This is a genomic window from Streptomyces sp. NPDC048338, assembly GCF_043201055.1.
Lineage (GTDB): Bacteria > Actinomycetota > Actinomycetes > Streptomycetales > Streptomycetaceae > Streptomyces.
Genome location: NZ_JBICYQ010000019.1, coordinates 88,467 through 107,182 on the forward strand (window position 1 = coordinate 88,467; position 18,716 = coordinate 107,182).

At 73.2% G+C, this 18,716-nt stretch carries 16 protein-coding genes, 5 tRNA genes and 1 riboswitch; of the genes, 13 read left to right on the plus strand and 8 right to left on the minus strand.

Features of this window, described 5'->3' with window-relative positions; genetic code table 11:
- Window positions 1-45 precede the first annotated feature (45 nt).
- From ACGFZF_RS35030 to ACGFZF_RS35040, 3 genes are read left to right on the plus strand one after another with little or no spacing between them, the layout of a single operon-like run.
- A complete protein-coding gene (locus ACGFZF_RS35030) occupies window positions 46-474 on the plus strand; it encodes a hypothetical protein (protein ID WP_393560972.1) in 429 nt (142 codons plus the stop codon).
- 56 nt (window positions 475-530) lie between these two features.
- Complete coding sequence (locus ACGFZF_RS35035) at window positions 531-1,313, plus strand: DsbA family protein (RefSeq protein ID WP_393560974.1); 783 nt, start codon at window positions 531-533, stop codon at window positions 1,311-1,313.
- Window positions 1,310-2,155, plus strand: a complete 846-nt coding sequence (locus tag ACGFZF_RS35040; RefSeq protein WP_393560976.1) for a cytochrome c biogenesis CcdA family protein — start codon at window positions 1,310-1,312, stop codon at window positions 2,153-2,155. The genes ACGFZF_RS35035 and ACGFZF_RS35040 overlap by 4 nt, the downstream gene beginning before the upstream one ends.
- Before the next feature lie 113 nt (window positions 2,156-2,268).
- On the opposite strand, the gene ACGFZF_RS35045 is transcribed toward ACGFZF_RS35040, so the two are convergent.
- The 3 genes from ACGFZF_RS35045 to ACGFZF_RS35055 form a co-directional block, all read right to left on the minus strand.
- Window positions 2,269-2,342: transfer RNA gene (locus ACGFZF_RS35045), tRNA-Phe, on the minus strand.
- 22 nt (window positions 2,343-2,364) lie between these two features.
- Window positions 2,365-2,438: transfer RNA gene (locus ACGFZF_RS35050), tRNA-Asp, on the minus strand.
- Window positions 2,439-2,477: 39 nt separating this feature from the next.
- Window positions 2,478-2,550 (minus strand) — tRNA-Glu (locus ACGFZF_RS35055).
- Window positions 2,551-2,654: 104 nt separating this feature from the next.
- Here ACGFZF_RS35055 and ACGFZF_RS35060 point away from each other — a divergent pair.
- From ACGFZF_RS35060 to ACGFZF_RS35075, 4 genes are all read left to right on the plus strand, one after another.
- Window positions 2,655-3,005: a metallopeptidase family protein gene (locus tag ACGFZF_RS35060; RefSeq protein ID WP_393560978.1), complete on the plus strand. Its 351-nt coding sequence runs from the start codon at window positions 2,655-2,657 to the stop codon at window positions 3,003-3,005.
- A gap of 210 nt (window positions 3,006-3,215) precedes the next feature.
- Window positions 3,216-3,800, plus strand: a complete 585-nt coding sequence (locus ACGFZF_RS35065) for a hypothetical protein (protein WP_393560979.1) — start codon at window positions 3,216-3,218, stop codon at window positions 3,798-3,800.
- Window positions 3,801-4,000: 200 nt separating this feature from the next.
- Window positions 4,001-6,262 carry a DEAD/DEAH box helicase gene (locus ACGFZF_RS35070; RefSeq protein WP_393560980.1) on the plus strand — a complete coding sequence of 754 codons (2,262 nt, stop codon included), beginning with the start codon at window positions 4,001-4,003 and terminating at the stop codon, window positions 6,260-6,262.
- Window positions 6,263-6,612: 350 nt separating this feature from the next.
- Window positions 6,613-6,685 (plus strand) — tRNA-Lys (locus tag ACGFZF_RS35075).
- A gap of 152 nt (window positions 6,686-6,837) precedes the next feature.
- On the opposite strand, the gene sigJ is transcribed toward ACGFZF_RS35075, so the two are convergent.
- Window positions 6,838-7,755, minus strand: coding sequence for an RNA polymerase sigma factor SigJ (gene sigJ, locus ACGFZF_RS35080; RefSeq protein WP_393560982.1), 918 nt, complete (start codon window positions 7,753-7,755; stop codon window positions 6,838-6,840).
- A gap of 200 nt (window positions 7,756-7,955) precedes the next feature.
- Between sigJ and ACGFZF_RS35085 the strand changes: the two genes are divergently transcribed.
- From ACGFZF_RS35085 to ACGFZF_RS35110, 6 genes are all read left to right on the plus strand, one after another.
- Window positions 7,956-8,435: a rhodanese-like domain-containing protein gene (locus ACGFZF_RS35085; protein ID WP_393560984.1), complete on the plus strand. Its 480-nt coding sequence runs from the start codon at window positions 7,956-7,958 to the stop codon at window positions 8,433-8,435.
- 51 nt (window positions 8,436-8,486) lie between these two features.
- Window positions 8,487-8,560: transfer RNA gene (locus tag ACGFZF_RS35090), tRNA-Met, on the plus strand.
- Between the two features lie 142 nt (window positions 8,561-8,702).
- Complete coding sequence (locus ACGFZF_RS35095) at window positions 8,703-9,443, plus strand: MerR family transcriptional regulator (protein WP_393560985.1); 741 nt, start codon at window positions 8,703-8,705, stop codon at window positions 9,441-9,443.
- Between the two features lie 11 nt (window positions 9,444-9,454).
- Window positions 9,455-10,759, plus strand: coding sequence for a PP2C family protein-serine/threonine phosphatase (locus ACGFZF_RS35100; protein ID WP_393560987.1), 1,305 nt, complete (start codon window positions 9,455-9,457; stop codon window positions 10,757-10,759).
- Between the two features lie 247 nt (window positions 10,760-11,006).
- Window positions 11,007-11,154: riboswitch (cyclic di-AMP (ydaO/yuaA leader) on the plus strand.
- Window positions 11,155-11,165: 11 nt separating this feature from the next.
- Complete coding sequence (locus tag ACGFZF_RS35105) at window positions 11,166-12,233, plus strand: M23 family metallopeptidase (protein WP_393560989.1); 1,068 nt, start codon at window positions 11,166-11,168, stop codon at window positions 12,231-12,233.
- Window positions 12,234-12,330: 97 nt separating this feature from the next.
- Window positions 12,331-13,275 carry an aldo/keto reductase gene (locus ACGFZF_RS35110; RefSeq protein WP_393560991.1) on the plus strand — a complete coding sequence of 315 codons (945 nt, stop codon included), beginning with the start codon at window positions 12,331-12,333 and terminating at the stop codon, window positions 13,273-13,275.
- A 103-nt stretch (window positions 13,276-13,378) separates the two neighbouring features.
- Here ACGFZF_RS35110 and ACGFZF_RS35115 read toward each other — a convergent pair whose 3' ends face one another.
- From ACGFZF_RS35115 to ACGFZF_RS35130, 4 genes are all read right to left on the minus strand, one after another.
- Window positions 13,379-14,689 (minus strand): PrsW family intramembrane metalloprotease, encoded by a 1,311-nt coding sequence (locus tag ACGFZF_RS35115; protein WP_393560993.1) that lies wholly within the window; start codon window positions 14,687-14,689, stop codon window positions 13,379-13,381.
- A 121-nt stretch (window positions 14,690-14,810) separates the two neighbouring features.
- On the minus strand, window positions 14,811-15,530 hold the full coding sequence (gene trmB / locus ACGFZF_RS35120; RefSeq protein WP_356601405.1) for a tRNA (guanosine(46)-N7)-methyltransferase TrmB: 720 nt from the start codon (window positions 15,528-15,530) through the stop codon (window positions 14,811-14,813).
- A gap of 302 nt (window positions 15,531-15,832) precedes the next feature.
- Window positions 15,833-17,032 carry an L-2-hydroxyglutarate oxidase gene (gene lhgO / locus ACGFZF_RS35125; RefSeq protein WP_393560994.1) on the minus strand — a complete coding sequence of 400 codons (1,200 nt, stop codon included), beginning with the start codon at window positions 17,030-17,032 and terminating at the stop codon, window positions 15,833-15,835.
- Between the two features lie 87 nt (window positions 17,033-17,119).
- Window positions 17,120-18,565, minus strand: coding sequence for an MFS transporter (locus ACGFZF_RS35130; protein ID WP_393560996.1), 1,446 nt, complete (start codon window positions 18,563-18,565; stop codon window positions 17,120-17,122).
- Window positions 18,566-18,716: the final 151 nt, after the last annotated feature.

Below are 18,716 nucleotides of genomic sequence, written 5' to 3' on the forward strand. Positions count from 1 at the left end.
GCGGCCCGTAATATCTCGGGCACGTCCACCCGAGAGGTTCTCCCCATGTCCCGCACCGCCCGCGCGCTCGCGGCGCTCGCCGCGCTCGTGGGCCTGGTGCTGGGGGCCCTGGCGTGCGGCGCCGGCCCGGCGGCGGCGGTCACCGGCCCGACGGGCGCCGCGCCCGCGGAGGTCGCGAGGCCGGACGCGTCGACACCAGCGACCCCTTCCGCCGCGGTGACGGACGCTCCGGTCGCGACAGCCGGGGGCGGCGCGTCCCCCGGCTGCGGCGAGCGGCACGCCGTCGACGGCGCCGCCCGGCCGGCCGCACCCCCGCGTCCGGCCGGCCTCGGAGAGCTGCTGTCCCTGCTCGCCGGGGCGCGCGCGGCCGGCGGCTGGGACGCGGACCAGGTCGTGCGCGACCTGCTGCCCGGCCCGGAGCCGCCGGAACTCGCCCCGCCGTCCCCCGTGGAGCTGTCGATCCTGCGCGTGTAGAGGCGGGCCGCCCACCGTCGCCCGTCCCCTTCCTCCACGTCCAGGAGTGTTTCCGCATGTCCCCGTCCCCTTCCTCCCCGGCCACGCCCGCCTCGAAGTCCAGGCCGATCGCGATCGTCGCGGGGGTGGCGGTCGCCGCCGCCCTGCTCGGTGTCGTCTCCTACACCGCGACCAAGCCCTCCGGGGACCGGTCCGCCGACTCCGCGTCGTCCGCCGCCGAGGTCTCGGCCGACCCGACGAACGGTGTCTATCCGGAGCTGGAGGCGTACGCCCGCCGCGACGCCGCCGACGGGCTCGCACTCGGCCGGCCGGACGCTCCCGTCGTCCTGATCGAGTACGCCGACTTCAAGTGCGGCTACTGCGCGCAGTTCGCCCGGGAGACCGAGCCCGCCCTGGTGCGGAAGTACGTGGAGAAGGGCACCCTGCGCATCGAGTGGCGCAACTTCCCGATCTTCGGCGAGGAGTCCGAGGCGGCCGCCCGGGCCGCGTGGGCGGCCGGGCAGCAGGGCCGGTTCTGGGAGTTCCACCGGGCGGCCTACGCCCAGGGCGCCAAGGAGAAGGGCTTCGGCAAGGACCGGCTGGCCGCCCTGGCGCGCGAGGCCGGGATCGCCGACCCGGCGCGCTTCGCCCGGGACTCGGACGGTGCCGCGGCCCGCGAGGCGGTGAGCAAGGACCAGGAGCAGGGCTACTCGCTGGGGGCGACCTCGACGCCGTCGTTCCTGGTCAACGGTCGGCCCATCGCGGGCGCGCAGCCCGCGGAGGCCTTCACGGAGGCCATCGACGCGGCGGCGAAGGCGGCCGCGGCGAAGCCCTCGGCGACGGCGACGCCCGGCCGATGAACTCCGACATCGGCTATCTGGCCGCTCTCCTCGGCGGCCTCCTCGCCCTGCTCAGCCCGTGCAGCGCGCTGCTGCTCCCGGCCTTCTTCGCGTACTCGATCGACTCGACGAGCCGGCTCCTGGCCCGCACCGGCATCTTCTACGCGGGCCTGGCCACCACCCTCGTGCCCCTCGGCGCGGCCGGTTCGTTCGCCGGGCGGCTGTTCTACGGCCACCGGGATCTGCTCGTGGCCCTCGGCGGCTGGCTGATCATCCTGCTCGGGGTGCTCCAGGTCCTCGGCCTGGGCTTCGCCTCCCGCCGGATCGCCGAGGCCGGCGGCCGGATCCGTCCCACGACCGCGGTCTCCGTCTACGCGCTCGGGCTGGTCTACGGCCTCGCCGGATTCTGCGCGGGACCGATCCTCGGAAGTGTCCTGACGGTGGCCGCGCTGAGCGGCAGCCCCGCGTACGGAGGGCTGCTCCTGGCGGTCTACGCGCTCGGGATGGCCGTCCCGCTCTTCCTGCTGGCGCTGTTCTGGGAGCGCTACGAGCTGGGCCGGCGGCGCTGGCTGCGGGGCCGCCCCCTCCGGGTGGGCCGCTTCGAGCTGCACAGCACCTCGCTGCTCTCGGGCGTCTTCTTCGTCCTCCTGGGGACGGTCTTCCTGGTCTTCGACGGCACGACGGCGCTGCCGGGCCTGCTGACGGTGGACGAGTCGTTCGCCGTGGAGACCCGGGTGGCGTCGGTGAGCGGCCTGGTGCCGGACTGGGCGCTGCTCATCGGGGCGGTCGCGCTGGTGGCGGTCGTCCTGGCGGTGCGGGGCTGGCGCGGTACCGGGAGCCGGGAGCGCCGCGAGGAGATCTGACGGGACGGCGGTGGGGCGTCCGGGTGAGGCGCCCCACCGCGTGCGCCCGCACGGCGCCGGACACGCGGACACGAAGAAGGCCCCCGTCCATCGGACGGGGGCCTTCTGCATTGTGGCTGGGGCCGGGGTCGAACCGGCGACCTATCGCTTTTCAGGCGATCGCTCGTACCAACTGAGCTACCCAGCCACGAGACTCCGAAGAGCCTCAGCGATCCTGACGGGACTTGAACCCGCGACCTCCACCTTGACAGGGTGGCGAGCTAACCAACTGCTCCACAGGACCATGCAATGTGCGAGCACTAGTCTCGCACACGTTGTTGCGTGCCCCCAACGGGATTCGAACCCGTGCTACCGCCTTGAAAGGGCGGCGTCCTGGGCCACTAGACGATGAGGGCTAAGGGCCCACCTGGGCGCTTAGCAGCGCCTCGGGGACGTGAGAAGCATATGGGATCCCGCCCGCTATCGCCAAAACGGTTTGCTCCGGGGGGACAATGGGCGGGTGCTGGAGATGACGCGCGAGGAGTTCGAGGAGCTTGTCGCCGAGGCGCTGGACCGGATTCCGCCGGAGCTGACGCGGTTGATGGACAACGTCGCGGTGTTCGTGGAGGACGAGCCCTCCGCGGACGACCCCGAGTTGCTCGGGCTGTACGAGGGGACTCCGCTGACGGATCGCGGCGAGTGGTACGCGGGGGTGCTGCCGGACCGGATCACGATCTACCGGGGGCCGACGCTGCGCATGTGCGAGTCGCGGGACGACGTGGTCGCGGAGACCGAGATCACGGTGGTCCACGAGATCGCCCACCACTTCGGCATCGACGACGCGCGCCTGCACGCGCTGGGTTACGGCTGACGGATCCGGGGCTCGGCCGGCGGATCCGGGAGGTGCCGGAGCCGCCGTCGGGGACGTCCCGGAGCGGTGCCGGCGCGGTAACGGCGGCGTACCGGCCGAGCGGTGGGCGTGTCCCTCGCGGTACTGAGGGAGTTGGGCAGCGAAACACGCCTTGCGTCCTGCCCTTTGTGTCCTGGAGGTGCCCCCGTGCGCCCTTTGCCCCACCCTGCTGTGAGATGGGCCACCGCCGCGCTGGCGGTCGCCGCCTGCGCCGGTCTGAGCGGTTGTATGAGTGTCGGGGACGAGGGTGCCAAGCCGGCGCCCGGCGCGTCCGCGGGCAAGCAGGAGGTGGCGGCCGAGTCCGACGGCGGCATCGGGGTGTCGGGCCGGAGCGGCGGGAACGGACGCGACACGTCCGGTCGCGGCGGGCCGGACGCGGACGGCGAGGGCGGCCGCTCGCCGGTGGCGAGCGCGTCTCCCTCGGCCTCGGGCAAGCCGCCGGCCGCGGCGACGGCCGGCGCCGGTGGCGGGGCCAAGCCCCTGCCCGAACCCGGTGTGCCGGGTGGGGCGGGTGCGGCTGGTGGTGCCGGTGGGCCGAGTGCGCCGGGCGGGGGGCCGGAGACGCCCACGGGATCGCCGGAGCCGACGCCCGAACCGACGGTCGAGCCGACACCGAGTCCGGAGCCCACCGTCGAGCCGACCGTTCCGCCGTCCGTGACCCCCGGCGCCGACACCCACATGGGTGCCATGAAGGCCGCCGACGGGCCCGGTGTCGCGGTGGAGCCGGAGGCATCACCGCAGGTCGGACCCGTGTGACCCGGTCGGATTTGCATTGAGGCGGGGAGGGTGCGTATGGTTATAGATCGTTTGATCCCATTGCCCGGCGCCGAAACAGAAGAGCGCCGTGTGGCGCGTACTCTCCCTAGCCGTGGCTGGACCGCATTGAGGCGGTCGATTTGCGTAATTCACGGAGTTGACGGGCGCGTGCCGAGACTCCGGAAGGTTTCGCATTTCGCATGTCCATTTTCAGTTCTGACCACGCCGTCATGCCCGAGAACGACGAGATCGTCGAGGCCGTCGAGGCTTCCGAGACCGTCGACACCGAGCTTGCCGACCAGGCCGCCGAGTCCGACGAGACCTCGGAGCCCACGATCACCTTCGCCGACCTCGGCCTGCCCGAGGGCGTCGTGCGCAAGCTCGCGCAGAACGGCGTCACCACCCCCTTCCCGATCCAGGCGGCGACCATCCCGGACGCCCTGGCCGGCAAGGACATCCTCGGCCGCGGCCGCACCGGCTCCGGCAAGACCCTCTCCTTCGGTCTGCCGACGCTGGCCCGCCTGGCCGGCGGCCACACCGAGAAGAAGAAGCCCCGCGCGGTCATCCTCACCCCGACCCGCGAGCTCGCGATGCAGGTCGCGGACGCCCTCCAGCCGTACGGCGACGTGCTCGGCCTGAAGATCAAGGTCGTCTGCGGCGGTACGTCCATGGGCAACCAGATCTACGCCCTGGAGCGCGGCGTCGACATCCTCGTCGCCACCCCGGGCCGCCTCCGCGACATCATCAACCGCGGCGCCTGCTCCCTGGAGAACGTCGAGGCCGCCGTCCTCGACGAGGCCGACCAGATGTCCGACCTGGGCTTCCTGCCCGAGGTCACCGAGCTGCTCGACCAGGTCCCGGCCGGCGGCCAGCGCATGCTGTTCTCGGCCACGATGGAGAACGAGATCTCCACGCTGGTCAAGCGCTACCTGGTCGACCCGGTCAGCCACGAGGTCGACAGCGCCCAGGGCAACGTCTCGACCATGAGCCACCACGTCCTCGTCGTGAAGCCGAAGGACAAGGCGCCGGTCACCGCCGCCATCGCCGCCCGCAAGGGCCGCACCATCATCTTCGTCCGCACCCAGCTGGGTGCCGACCGCATCGCCGAGCAGCTCGTCGAGGCCGGCGTGAAGGCGGACGCGCTGCACGGCGGCATGACGCAGGGCGCCCGTACCCGCGTGCTGGCCGACTTCAAGGACGGCTACGTCAACGCGCTGGTCGCCACCGACGTCGCCGCCCGCGGCATCCACGTCGACGGCATCGACCTGGTCCTCAACGTGGACCCGGCCGGTGACCACAAGGACTACCTGCACCGCTCGGGCCGTACCGCCCGCGCCGGCAAGTCCGGTGTCGTGGTCTCCCTGGCGCTGCCGCACCAGCGTCGCCAGATCTTCCGCCTGATGGAGGACGCGGGCGTCGACGCCTCGCGCCACATCGTCCAGGGCGCCGGCGCGTTCGAGCCGGAGGTCGCCGAGATCACCGGTGCGCGTTCGCTGACCGAGGTTCAGGCCGACTCCGCCAACAACGCCGCCAAGCAGGCCGAGCGTGAGGTCGCCGACCTCACCAAGCAGCTGGAGCGTCTGCAGCGCCGCGCCGTCGAGCTCCGCGAGGAGGCCGACCGTCTGGTCGCCCGTTCCGCGCGCGAGCGGGGCGAGGACCCGGAGGCCGCCGTCGCCGAGGTGACCGAGGCCGCCGAGGCCGAGATCGCCGAGGCCGCGCAGGCCGCCGCCCAGGCGGAGCGCCGCGAGGAGCAGCAGCGCCGCGAGGAGCGTCCGTCGTTCCGCGACGAGCGCGGCAACTTCGAGCGCCGCAACGACCGTCGTGACGACCGCGGTGGCCGTTCCTTCGAGCGTCGTGACGACCGTCCCTCCGGTGGTTTCCGTCGGGACAACGACCGTCCGTCCGGCGGTTTCCGTCGTGACGACCGTCCCTCCGGTGGTTTCCGTCGGGACAACGACCGTCCCTCCGGTGGCTTCCGCCGCGACGACCGTCCCTCGGGCGGTTTCAACCGTGACGACCGCGGCGACCGTGGCGGCTTCCGCCGCGACGACCGTCGTGACGACCGCGGTGGCCGTTCCTTCGAGCGTCGTGACGACCGTCCCTCGGGCGGCTTCCGCCGTGACGACCGTCCCTCCGGTGGTTTCCGTCGGGACAACGACCGTCCCTCCGGCGGTTTCAACCGCGACGACCGTCCCTCGGGCGGTTTCAACCGTGACGACCGCGGCGAGCGCGGCGGCTTCCGCCGCGACGACCGTCCGGCCGCCGGCCACCGCGGCAGCGACCGTCCGTTCAACCGCGACCGTCGTGACGACCGCCCCTCCGGCGGCTTCCGCTCGGGCGGCGACCGCCCGTACGGCCGTCGTGACGACCACCGTGGCGGCGACCACCGCGGCACCGGCTCGAACACCGGCGGCTCCTTCGGGCGCCGCGACGAGAAGCCCCGCTGGAAGCGCAACGGCTGACTGAGCCGCGGCCGTTCGGCCGCGAGCCTCTGAACGACCACGAAGGCCCGTCCTCCACCCGACCGGTGGAGGACGGGCCTTCGGGCGTTCCCGGGGGTGTCGTCGAAGTCCCGCCCGGGGCGCGGGCGCTGCGTGTCCCCGCCCCGCCTGCCCGCCGACGGCGAGGTGACGTTCTCGCGCCGCGCCCGGTCCACTCGCCGACCCGCCCGTCCCGGCCGCCCGACCGCACCCCGCCAGGGCCCCACGCCCCCCGAGAGGCGGGCGGGACCCGCCCGGGACCCGCCCGGGACGGATACCCGATCGGCTGCGGGGCATGATCCGGCTATGCTGCGGGGGTGCCCTTGCGCCGAGGGCCGTTAGCTCAATTGGCAGAGCAGCGGACTTTTAATCCGTTGGTTGTGGGTTCGAGTCCCACACGGCCTACCTGAAGGGGAGCGAGGTCACGGCCTCGCCTCCCCCACGAAGCGCCCCGCCCGGTTCCGACCGGGCGGGGCGCTTCGTCGTCCGCGCCACCACCCCCGCGATGAGCCGTCCCGCCGTCAGAGGGCACGGCCGCGCGGCCGGTTGGGGCGGAGTCAGGCGGAGGGCGCTCCCGCCGCCGGGGTGCCGGGGGCCGGACACCCGAGGGACAGGGCCGCCAGCCGGGCCGGATCCGCCAGGACGTGGATCTCGACGATCCGGTCGCCGTCGACCGTGAAGGCCATGAGCGCCGCCGGTCGGCCGTCCGCGAGCGAGACGACACCGGGGGCGCCGTTGACCAGGACCGGGCGGGAGTCGTGGCGGAACCGGGCGAAGGTGAGGGCCTGACGGACGACCGCCTCGGCGCCGACGACCCGCTGGGAGGCACCCGCGCGCAGCGTCCCGCCGTCCGCCCGCAGCACCACGTCCGGGTCGAGGACCGCGAGCAGCCCGTCGAAGTCGCCGCCCCGGGAGGCGGCCAGGAAGGCGTCCACGACCCGGCGCTGCCGGCCGGCGTCCGGCGGCGAGGCGGGACTCGCGCCCTGGACCCGGCGCCGGGCCCGGCTGGCGAGCTGACGGGTGGCGGCCGGGGTGCGCGCCACGATCGGCGCGATCTCCTCGAAAGGCACCGCGAACATGTCGTGCAGCACGAACGCCAGCCGCTCGGCCGGCGCCAGTGTCTCCAGGACGACCAGCAGCGCCAGACCCACCGAGTCGGCCCGCAGCGCCTGGTGCTCCGGGTCCGGGGCGCCCTCGGTCGCGGAGACGACCGGATCGGGGACGTGGTGCTCCAGCGGTTCCTCACGGCGCGAGGCGCGCGAGCGCAGCATGTCCAGGCAGACCCGGCCGACGACCGTGGTCAGCCAGCCGCTGAGGTTCGCCACCCCGCTCACGTCGGACCGGCCGAGCTTGAGCCACGTCTCCTGGACGGCGTCGTCGGCCTCGCTCAGCGAGCCCAGCATCCGGTAGGCGACCGCGCGGAGATGGCCGCGGTCGGCCTGGAAGCGCTCGGCCAGGAGATCCTTCTCGTCCATCGGTGCCCTCCCTCGTCGTGTCCCGTCACCGTTCATGACGGATGAGGTCCGTCGGGTGTGACAGCCGGCCGGTCACCGGCCGTCCGCTCCGTGAGATCCCCGCCCCCGTGCGCCGAACGCCCGGAAATCCCCGGCCGATCGCCACCGGCTCCGGGATTCACCACTTCAGCGGGGTGATCTTGAGTCGTAGATTTTCACGCATGACGACAACAGCGCAGGTCAACGCCGTACTTCGTACCCCGCCGGCCGCTCCCGCCGAGGCGGCCGCCTACTTCTCCGCCAGCCTCGCCTTCCACGCCGACGTCTCGGACGTCGCCTCCGTCCTCGCGGCCGGCGGCGACCCCGGCTTCGTGGTGCTCGACTCGCGCTCCACCGCCTCCTGGGACCAGGGGCACGTCCCCGGCGCGATCCACCTGCCGACCGCGCTCATCGCCGAGCAGGCCGAGCAGCTCCTCGACAAGGCGGTGCCGGTCGTCACCTACTGCTGGGGCCCGGGCTGCAACGGCGCCACCCGCGCCGCACTGGCCCTCGCCGAGCTCGGCTACCAGGTGAAGGAGATGCTCGGCGGATTCGAGTACTGGGTGCGCGAGGGCTTTGCGTACGAGACGTGGGAAGGCCCCGCCACGAAGGACGCGGACCCGCTGACCGCACCGGTCGACGCCGAGGACTGCGGCTGCTGAGGAAACGGATTTCCGTATCCGCCGCCCATGCCGTAAGGTCATGTTCACCGACGCGGGGTGGAGCAGCTCGGTAGCTCGCTGGGCTCATAACCCAGAGGTCGCAGGTTCAAATCCTGTCCCCGCTACTCAGTAGCAAACGAAGGCCCGGATCCTCACGGATCCGGGCCTTCGTCGTGTTCCCCTTCCCCCGCGCCCCTTCCGGTCCCGCCCGGATCCCCCTTCCGCGCGCTTGACCTTTACGCAACGTCAAGATTTAGCGTTTCGGGCATGGAGTGGTCGATCCAAGAGATCGCCAGGAAGGCCGGGACCACCAGCCGCACTCTCCGGCACTACGGAGAACGCGGGCTGCTGGAACCCAGCCGGATCGGCGCCAACGGTTACCGGTACTACGACCAGGCGGCGCTCGTGCGGTTGCAGCGCATCCTGCTGCTGCGCGAGCTGGGGCTGTCCCTGCCCGCCATCGCCGAGGTCCTGCGGGGGCAGCGGGATCCGTCCGCCGCCCTGCGCACCCATCTCGTCCTGCTCGAACAGGAGCGGGAGCGCATCGGACGGCAGATCGAAGCCGTCCGGACCACTCTCCACAAGACCGAGAACGGAGAAGAGCTCATGGCGGAAGAAGTGTTCGACGGATTCGACCACACCCGGTACGAGGCGGAGGTCACCGAGCGCTGGGGACGCGAGGCGTACGAGAAGGGCGACCGCTGGTGGCGCTCGCTCAGCGCCGAGCAGAAGCAGGCGTTCACGGACGAGCAGGCCGGCATCGCGCGCGACTTCGGGCAGGCGGCGCGGGACGGACTCGCGGCCGACAGCGACGAGGTGCAGGCGATCGCCCACCGGCAGGTCCGCTGGCTGTCGGCCACCACGACGCCGTCGAAGGACTACGTGATCGGCCTCGGCCGGATGTACGTCGACGACCCGCGCTTCACCGCCAACTACGACAAGCACGGCGAGGGCACGGCGCTGCTGGTCCGGGACGCGATGGAGATCTACGCGGAGCGGAACCTCTGAGGGTCTTTCCGATGCTGCCGGGTTCCCGGCGGCCCGGGAGGGCCGAGGCTCCTCCGATCGGAGCATCGGGGGTCGCCGCACCGGGCGGCGGCCTCCAGGCTGGGGAGGGCGCGGTACGGTCCGTCGCCGTGCAAGGACCGGGCAGGAGAGCACAGGTGGGGCAGCGATCGGCGGGTGACGGCACAGGGAGCCCCGCACGCCCGCGCGGTGAGCGGACCCGCCGCTTCGTCCGGGCCCTTCCCCCGCTCGTCATCCTCGGCGGCATCGTCTTCGACCTGGCGACCCCGTCGGCGTACACCGCGGCGCCGATGTTCTCGGCCGCGCCGCTCATCGCGGCCCCCTTCTTCTCGAAACTGACGACCCTGCTGACCGGCATCGCGGCCGTGCTGGCGTGCGTCGGGCTGCACATCTACAACGGCACCACCACGGAGCCGCCCTCGGCCACCGAGACCCTCACGGTCATCACCGTCTCCGCGCTGGCCATGGTGATCAACCGCGTGGTCCAGCGCAGCGGCCGGCAGCTGGCCTCCGCCCGGGTGATCGCCGAGACCGCCCAGAAGGCGGTGCTGCCCACGCCGGTCGAGCGGATCGGCGGGCTGCAGATCGCGGCCCGCTACGAGGCCGCGCAGGCGGACGCGTTCATCGGCGGCGACCTGTACGCGGTCCAGGACACCCCGTACGGCGTGCGGCTCGTCGTCGGCGACGTGCGGGGCAAGGGGCTGGAGGCGGTCGAGGCCGTCGCCGTCGTGATCGGCGCGTTCCGGGAGGCGGCCGAGCAGGAGGCGACCCTGGAGGGGGTGGCGCAGAGACTCGAGCGGGCGCTGACCCGGGAGGGGACCCGCCGGGACGACCTGGACGCCTTCGAGGGCTTCACCACCGCCGTCCTGGCCGAGATCCCCCGCGGCGACGGTCTCGTTCGAGTCGTGAACCGTGGCCACCCCGAGCCGCTGCTGCTGCTCCAGGACGGGGCGCTGGAACATCTGGAGCCGAGCCAGGCCGCGCTGCCGCTCGGCATGGGCGCGCTGGCCGCCTGGCCGGACCGGGCCGACGAGACCCCCTACCCGCCGGGCTCGACACTGCTCTTCTACACCGACGGGCTGTCCGAGGCGCGCGACGCGGCGGGCGCCTTCTACGAGCCCGGCGGCCGCCTGGCCGGGCGGATCTTCCCCGGTCCGGAGGAACTGCTGGACGCGCTGGTCGACGACGTCCGCCGCTACACGGGCGGCGGATCGACGGACGACATGGCGCTGCTGGCCGTGGGCCGCCCGGTGCAGGGCCAGCCGGAGCGCCGCCGGACGATGCCGGTGGTGCCCTGAGGCGGCCACCCCGGTCCCGGAGACCCGGCGGGGTGACCATGCGTAGTCGCGAGGTACCGCTGCGATAACAATTGATGCAACGTCAGATAAGGAGTCTCGAACGGATGACTCCTGAGCGGCGGTCAAATCGCCCTGTAGTGCATCAATCTCTTGAACGATCAAGAGGAACAGCTTGGAATCGGACCCCCGTGTCTATTAACGTTCGATAACGCAGCGCGGTCGTCCCAGTCGTCGCAAGAGACGGCACCGTGCGCACGCGCCGAATTCCGAAAGGGAACCGGGGAACCACCACTTGGGGTGAATCGGACACTCTCGCACCTGTGCGAGGGCGCCCGTAGGAGACCTTCCTGCTCCGAACCCGTCAGCTAACCCGGTAGGCGGCAAGGAAGGAAAGGAGTACGCCTCCGTGGCGTCCAACACCCCTGCCCCCGAAGCCCCCTTCCATGCGTTCGGTGCCTCGGGTGCCGCCGGGACCGACCCCGACGGCGCGGCGGGCGAGTGGAACCCCACCGAGGAGACCCTCCGCCAGCAGAGCCGGGCCGGTGGCCGCCACCGGGTCGTCAAGCAGCGCTCGGGCTTCGCCCGTTCCTCCACCGTCCTCGGCGTCGGTGTCATCGCGGCCGTCGGCGCGGGCGGCCTGGCCACCGCGCAGGAGAAGCCGCCGGTCTCCATAGCCCTGCCCGACCTCGACCTGCCGGACGCCGAGGACCTGCCCGGCGTCGGCGCGCTGATCTCCGGCGACGAGGACCGGAACACGACCGCCGGCTCCGGCAACGACCTGCACGCGCTCACGGCCTCCGTCGGCGCGCCCGTCGACGGCGCCGACCGCAAGACGGAGGGCGGCGACGCCGGCGAGGCGCTGCGCGCCCGCATCCTCCAGCAGGCCGAGCAGCAGCAGGCGTCCGCCGACGCCGCCGAGAAGGCCGCGACGGAGAAGGCGGCGACCGAGAAGGCCGCCGCGGAGGCCGCGGCCCAGGCGGACGCGGCCGAGAAGGCGGCGGCCGAGGCGAAGAAGAAGGCCGAGGCGGAGGCCGCGGCGAAGGCCGAGGCCGAGCGCCTGGCCAAGCTCGCCGCCAGCTACGCGCTGCCCACGTCCTCGTACACGCTCACCTCGACCTACGGCGAGTCCGGCTCGATGTGGTCCTCCGGCTACCACACCGGCCTGGACTTCGCGGCCCCCACGGGCACGCCGGTCAAGGCGGTGCACGGCGCCACGGTCAAGTCGGCCGGCTGGTCGGGCTCGTACGGCTACCGCATCGTCCTGGAGCTGTCGGACGGCACCGAGGTCTGGTACTGCCACCTGTCCTCGATGACCGTCGGCGTGGGCCAGTCGGTCGGCACCGGCGACACCATCGGCCGCGTGGGCGCCACCGGCAACGTCACCGGCCCGCACCTGCACCTGGAGGTCCACACCCCGGGCGGCGACGGCGTCGACCCGGCGGCCTGGCTGGCGAGCAAGGGCCTGTCGGTCTGATCCTCCCGGGGACCTCCCCGGCCACGGCGGCCCTGGCGACGAACCCCGCGCCAGGACCGCCGGAATAGCGGCCCCGCCGCCGGTCGTTCACCGACCCATGACCTCTCTTCGCCCGCTGGGCTCCTCCGACCTGCACGTCTTCCCGCTCGCGCTCGGCGGCAACGTCTTCGGATGGACCGCCGACGAGGCGCAGTCCTTCGCCGTCCTCGACGCCTACGCCGCCGCCGGCGGCAACTTCGTCGACACCGCCGACTCCTACTCCGCCTGGGCCGAGGGCAACCAGGGCGGCGAGTCCGAGACGATCGTCGGCAGGTGGCTGGCGTCCCGCGGCAACCGCGACGAGATCGTCGTCGCCACCAAGGTCGGCGCCCACCCCTCGTACAAGGGACTCGCTCCCGTCACGATCAAGGCGGCGGCCGAGGAGTCACTGCGCCGGCTCGGCACCGACCACATCGACCTGTACTACACGCACTTCGACGACGAGTCCGTGCCCGTCGAGGAGATCGTCACCGCGCTCGACCAGCTGGTGAAGGACGGCAAGGTCCGTGCCGTCGCCGCGTCGAACATCTCCCCGGCGCGGCTGCGGGCCTCCCTCGACTTCGCCGAGGCCGAGGGACTCACCCGCTACGTCGCGCTCCAGCCGCACTACAACCTGGTCTCCCGCGACACCTACGAGGGCGAGCTCCTGGACACCGCCGAGCGGGCCGGACTCGCGGCCGTGCCGTACTTCGCGCTGGCGTCGGGCTTCCTGACCGGCAAGTACCGGCAGGGGACCGCGGTCGACAGCGCCCGGGCCGCGGGGGCGGGCCGGCATCTGGAGACCGAGCGGGGCCGCACGGTGCTCGACACGCTCGACGCCGTGGCCCGCGCGCACGGGGCCGAGCCCGCCACGGTGGCGCTGGCCTGGCTCGCGGCCCGGCCGACCGTCGCGGCGCCGATCGCCTCGGCGCGTACGGTCGAGCAGCTGCCGGCCCTGGTGGCGGTCGCGGACCTGGTGCTCGACGAGGCGGAGCTGGCGGCACTGGACGCGGCCTCCGCCTGAGCGTTCGCCCCGCGGGGCGGGGCACAGGGGGCGCCGGCAGGGTCGGCCCCGGGGGCCGTCCGGTCGTTCCCGGGAGACCGGGATGATCCGACGGGACGGTTCCTCAGCTGCGGTACGGGTTGTAGCCGCCGTAGTCCAGGTACTGAGGCGGCGACCAGACCCGGCCGGTCGCCCGCGCCGCATAGGTCAGCGCGGGCGAGGCGACGGCCCTGCGCTGCCAGAGGTGGTGGAGCAGTTCCTGCTCGCGCGCCGTGAAGTCGGGGTCCGCGTCACCGCGCTGGGCGCGGTGGCGCAGGAACGCGAGCGTCGTCGCGAAGGCCTCGTACTCCCCGACCGCCTGCGCGGCCGGCCGGCCGTACGTCCGGGCGGCGAAGGAGCGGGCCATCGAGCGGGCCCGCATCGAGGAGAGGGCGAGCGGCTCGGACGGGGAGAGCCAGCCGGCCGCCGCGTACGCCGGGAGCTGGCCGGATATCGTGCGCAGCTCCCGCTGCCGGCTCCATATCGCCAGCCAGGTCAGCAGCCCGAAGGCGGGCACCATGAACATGCCGTAGACCACGAGGAACCCCCAGGCCGCGTAGACGGCCGAGCCGTTCCACAGCGCGTGCATCCCCATGGCGAGGACGAGGCCGGCCACCGGCAGCAGGATCCGCCGGACGCGCTTGCGCCGTGCGACGAGCGCGGCGAACCCGAAGCCCAGGCCGGTGAGCACGGTGAACAGCGGATGCGCGAACGGCGACATCACGACCCGCACGAAGAAGGTCCCGGCGGTCATCGAGCCGAGGCCGGACGTGCCGATCTCCTGGTCCTCGCCGAAGGCGCGGCCGAGATAGAGGATGTTCTCGGTGAAGGCGAATCCGGTGGCGGTGAACCCGGCGACGACCACCCCGTCGACCAGGCCGGTGAAGTGCCGGCGGCGCAGCAGGAAGATCAGCAGGATCGCGGCGGCCTTCGCGCTCTCCTCGACGACCGGGGCGACGACGGTGGCGCCGAGGGCGTCCGCGGAGGCCCGGTCGGCGGTGGAGGTCGCGATCCAGCGGACCGCGAACGTGTTGGCCGTCAGTGCGACGAGCGCCGCGGCGAACGCGCCCCAGGCGAAGGCGAAGATCAGGTTCTTCCACGGGCCGGGTTCGACGCGGTCGAGCCAGCAGAACGCGGCCAGCAGCAGCGGGACGGGCAGGACGGCGAGACCCAGCCCCACCAGGAACCCCTCGGTTCCCGTCTCCTCCCGCACCATCGCGAGGATCACCAGGGCGCAGAGCGCGAGCAGGGTGATCACCGTGACGGCCCGGACCACCTTGCTGCGCCAGAAGGCCCGGCGGGGCCGGTAGCGCCAGTGGGCGCGGTCCGGGACGGCGGGGAACGCGGGCTCCTCGGTGTCCCGGGCGGGCACGGGTACGGCTACGGGGTTCGACACCGTACGACCCTAACCAGCGGGAGTGACAGCCCGCGAGGGAGTTCCAGGGGGTGTCTTGTCGATCAGGCCGGAGACGGAGCCGCAGGACACCGCGAGCCCGGCAAGATCGGCAAGACGCCCCCTAGATCCTCTGGAAGAGGAGGTCGTGCACGACGTGTCCCTTGTCGAGACCCTGGCCCTCGAAGCGGGTGAGCGGCCGGAACGCGGGGCGGGGGGAGTAGCCGCCGTCGCCGGCGGTGTTCGCGAAGTCCGGGTGCGCCGAGAGGACCTCCAGCATCTGCTCGGCGTACGGCTCCCAGTCCGTGGCGCAGTGCAGCACGGCGCCGGGCTTCATCCGGGTCGCGAGCAGCGTGAGGAACTCGGGCTGGATCAGCCGGCGCTTGTGGTGGCGCTTCTTGGGCCAGGGGTCCGGGAAGTAGACGCGGCAGCCGTCGAGGGCGTCGGCGGTCAGCATCTCGCGGAGCAGGATGATCGCGTCGCCGTTGGCGACCCGGACGTTCTCCAGCCCGCCCCGGTCGGCGAGGCCGAGGAGGTTGCCCTGCCCCGGGGTGTGGACGTCCACGGCGAGGATGCCGGTGCCGGGGTCGGCGGCGGCCATCCGCGCGGTGGCCTCGCCCATGCCGAAACCGATCTCCAGGACCACGGGCAGCCCGCCGAACATCTCGCGCAGGTCGAGGATCCGCCGGCCGTCGATGTCGAGGCCCCAGTCGGGCCAGCGCTTGAGCATCGCCTCCGCCTGGCCCGCGGTGACCCGGCTGCGGCGTGGCTGGAAGCTGCGGATGCGCCGCTCGTGGTGCGATCCGGCGGGGTCGGGCAGGGGGCCTTCCCCGGCGGCGAACATCCGGCTGCCCCGCCGGGCGACGACGGGCTCGACAGGCGAGGCGGCTTCGACGGTGGGGTGCGCGGTGGCTTCACGAGACTCAGACACAATGCCTCGATTCTACGGCGTGTCCGACAGGTGGCCCGGGGCTCGTCCGGGGAACGGGGAGCGTGCCCGACGCGAGACCGGGCGCCGGGCGGCGGCCGTGACCGAGGGGTCCCGGACTCGTGCGGTAGCCGTGACCGAGGGGTCCCGGGCTCGTGCGGTGGACGTGACCGAGGCGCGTGCGACGGCCCCGAGGGTCCGGCCGCACCGGATCCCGGTCAGTCCAGCTGGGCCAGCGCCCGGCGGGCCACCTCGCGTCCGATCGGCAGGCTCGCCGTCGCGGCCGGCGACGGCGCGTTCAGCACGTGCACCGTGCGGGGCGCCTCGCGGATCAGGAAGTCGTCGACCAGGGTGCCGTCCCGCAGCACCGCCTGGGCACGGACGCCCGCCGCCGTGCGGCGCAGCCCGGACTCCTCCACGACCGGCAGCAGCCGCCGCACCGCCTCCGTGAAGGCCCGCTTCGACAGCGACCGGCGCAGCTCGCCCGCCCCGTACCGCCAGTGCTCCCGGGCGATCTGCCAGGACCCGGGCCAGGCCAGCGTCTCCGCCAGCTCGCCGGGCCGGACGACCGACCAGTCGTATCCCTCCCGCGCGAGTGCCGGCACCGCGTTCGGGCCCACGTGCACGCCGCCGTCGATGCCCCGCGTCAGATGCACCCCGAGGAAGGGGAACGCCGGGTCCGGGACGGGGTACACCAGCCCGCGGACCAGCGAGGCGTCCGTCAGCTCGAAGTACTCCCCGCGGAACGGGACGATCCGCATCTCCGGGTCGTCGCCCGCCAGCCGTGCCACCCGGTCGCAGTGCAGGCCGGCGCAGTTCACCATGACCCGTCCGCGCACCACCCGGCCCGCCGCCGTGCGGACCGCGACCCCCCACGGCCGCCGGTCGACCGCCGTGACCTCGGAGCCGTACAGGATCCGCGCCCCGGAGGACTCGGCGAGCTGCGCCGCCACCGCGCCGTAGTCGCAGATCCCGGTGGAGCCGACATGGATCGCGGCCAGGCCGCGCACCCGCGGCTCGTACTCGCTGATCTGCGAGGGCCCCAGCTCCCGCACCGGAATGCCGTTCTCCCGGCCGCGCTGCACGAGCGCGTGCAGCCGGGGCAGCTCGTCCCGCCCCGTGGCCACGATGAGCTTGCCCGTCACCTCGTGGGGCAGGCCGTACTCCGCGCAGAACTTGACCATCTCGGCCGCGCCCGTCACCGCGAACCGCGCCTTCAGCGAGCCGGGACGGTAGTAGATCCCGCTGTGGATCACTCCGCTGTTCCGGCCGGTCTGATGGCGTGCGGGACCGTGCTCCTTCTCCAGGACCGTGACGCGCGTGCCGGGGGCGGCGCGGGTCAGGGCGTACGCCGTCGACAGCCCGACGATCCCACCGCCGATCACGAGCACATCGCAGTCGACATCACGAACGGACACCTGCACCACCTCCCACCCCGATAGTGCACTGACCCACTGACAATCCGGTTAAACCCGTTGGGACACGCGTCACGTCATGCTTTCGGCTCACGCCGGTGCCATCAGCAGCGGACGCGCCCGCTCCCGCAGCTCCATGACCCGCGGCTCGTCCCCGTACGGCTCCAGCCGGTGCAGCAGGTCCCGGACGTACTCGGTGGTCCGCGCCGACGAGATCCGGCCCGCCACCTCCACCGCGCGCGTGCCCGCCGCACAGGCCGCGTCCAGGTTGCCCGACTCCAGCTCGGCGACCGCCGACACCACCAGCCGCAGCCCGTGCGAGCGGACGTACTCCTCCGTCGGCCGGGACAGCGCCTGCTCCGTGAAGCGCCGCACCTGGCGGGGAAGCTTCAGGTCCCGGTAGCACTCGGCGGCGTCGGCGCAGAACCGGTCGTACGAGTAGAAGCCCAGCCAGGACGGGTCGGCGTCGCCGTCCCGCGCGCGCTCCAGCCAGCCCTCGGCCGCCTTCAGGGCGGCCCCCGCGGCGGCCGCGTCGCCCGCCTTCGCGTGCGCCCGCGCCTCGACGAGCCGGAAGAAGGACATGGTGCGCGCGGTGGCGAGACCGCGGTTGCGCTCCAGGGCCGCCTGCGCGAGGTCCACGCCCTCGTCGGCGAAGCCCCGGTAGGTGGCCTGCAGAGACATCGACGCGAGCACGTACCCGCCCAGCGGCACGTCGGCGGCGGCGCGGGCCAGCCGCAGCGCCTGGATGTAGTAGCGCTGGGCGGCCTCCTGCTGACCGGTGTCGAAGGCCATCCAGCCGGCCAGCCGGGTCAGCTCCGAGGTCGCCCCGAACAGCGCCCTGCCGACCTCGTCCGAGTACGAGCCGAGCAGCAGTGGTGCGGCGTCGACGCGTAAGCACTCCGGGACCATGGAGGAACGCCAGTCGCCGCCGCCGTACTTGGAGTCCCAGCGCCGCGCGTCCTCGGCGGCCTCGCGGAGCTTGGCGACGTCGCTGTGGCCGACGCGCGCGTGGAGCGCGGCCTCCGGCCCGTCGAGGGGCTCCTCGCCCGGCCCGGTCACCAGGCGCTCCACCGAGGAGTCGGCGGGTGTGATCAGCCAGCGGGAGGCGGGGGTGGCGTACGCGCTGACCGCGAAGGAACCCGCCAGCGACTGCCAGATCCCGCCACCACCGGCGCGCCGGCCGGCGAGATCCAGCCGGTACAGCTCGGTGGCCGAACGAACCGCCTCGCCCACGTCACGCGGGAAGGCGAGCCCGACCTCGGGCGCCGGGTCGGCGTCCGCCAGCCCGATCTCGTGCAGCGGGACCGGCCGGCCGAGCTTCTGACCGATGGCGGCCGCGATCAGGTGCGGGGCGGCGCCCTGCGGCACCATGCCCTTCGACACCCACCGCGCCACCGACGTCTTGTCGTAACGGAGCGTCAGGCCCCGTTGCGCTCCGAGGTCGTTGACGCGCCGGGCGAGGCCGGCGTTGCTGATTCCCGCGAGGGCGAGAACCGTGCCGAGCTTTTCGTTCGGCCCGCGTTGCTCCCTGGACATGACGCCACCCCTCGACCACCCAGACGGCCGCCGCGACGCCGGGCATAGGCGTGCGGCATTCGTAAACACAGCGTAGTTCGCCGCATCCCTACCGTTAAGGGGCGGAGTTCCGTATGGCGAGATTGTTGTGGGAACAGACGCATGACGGGCG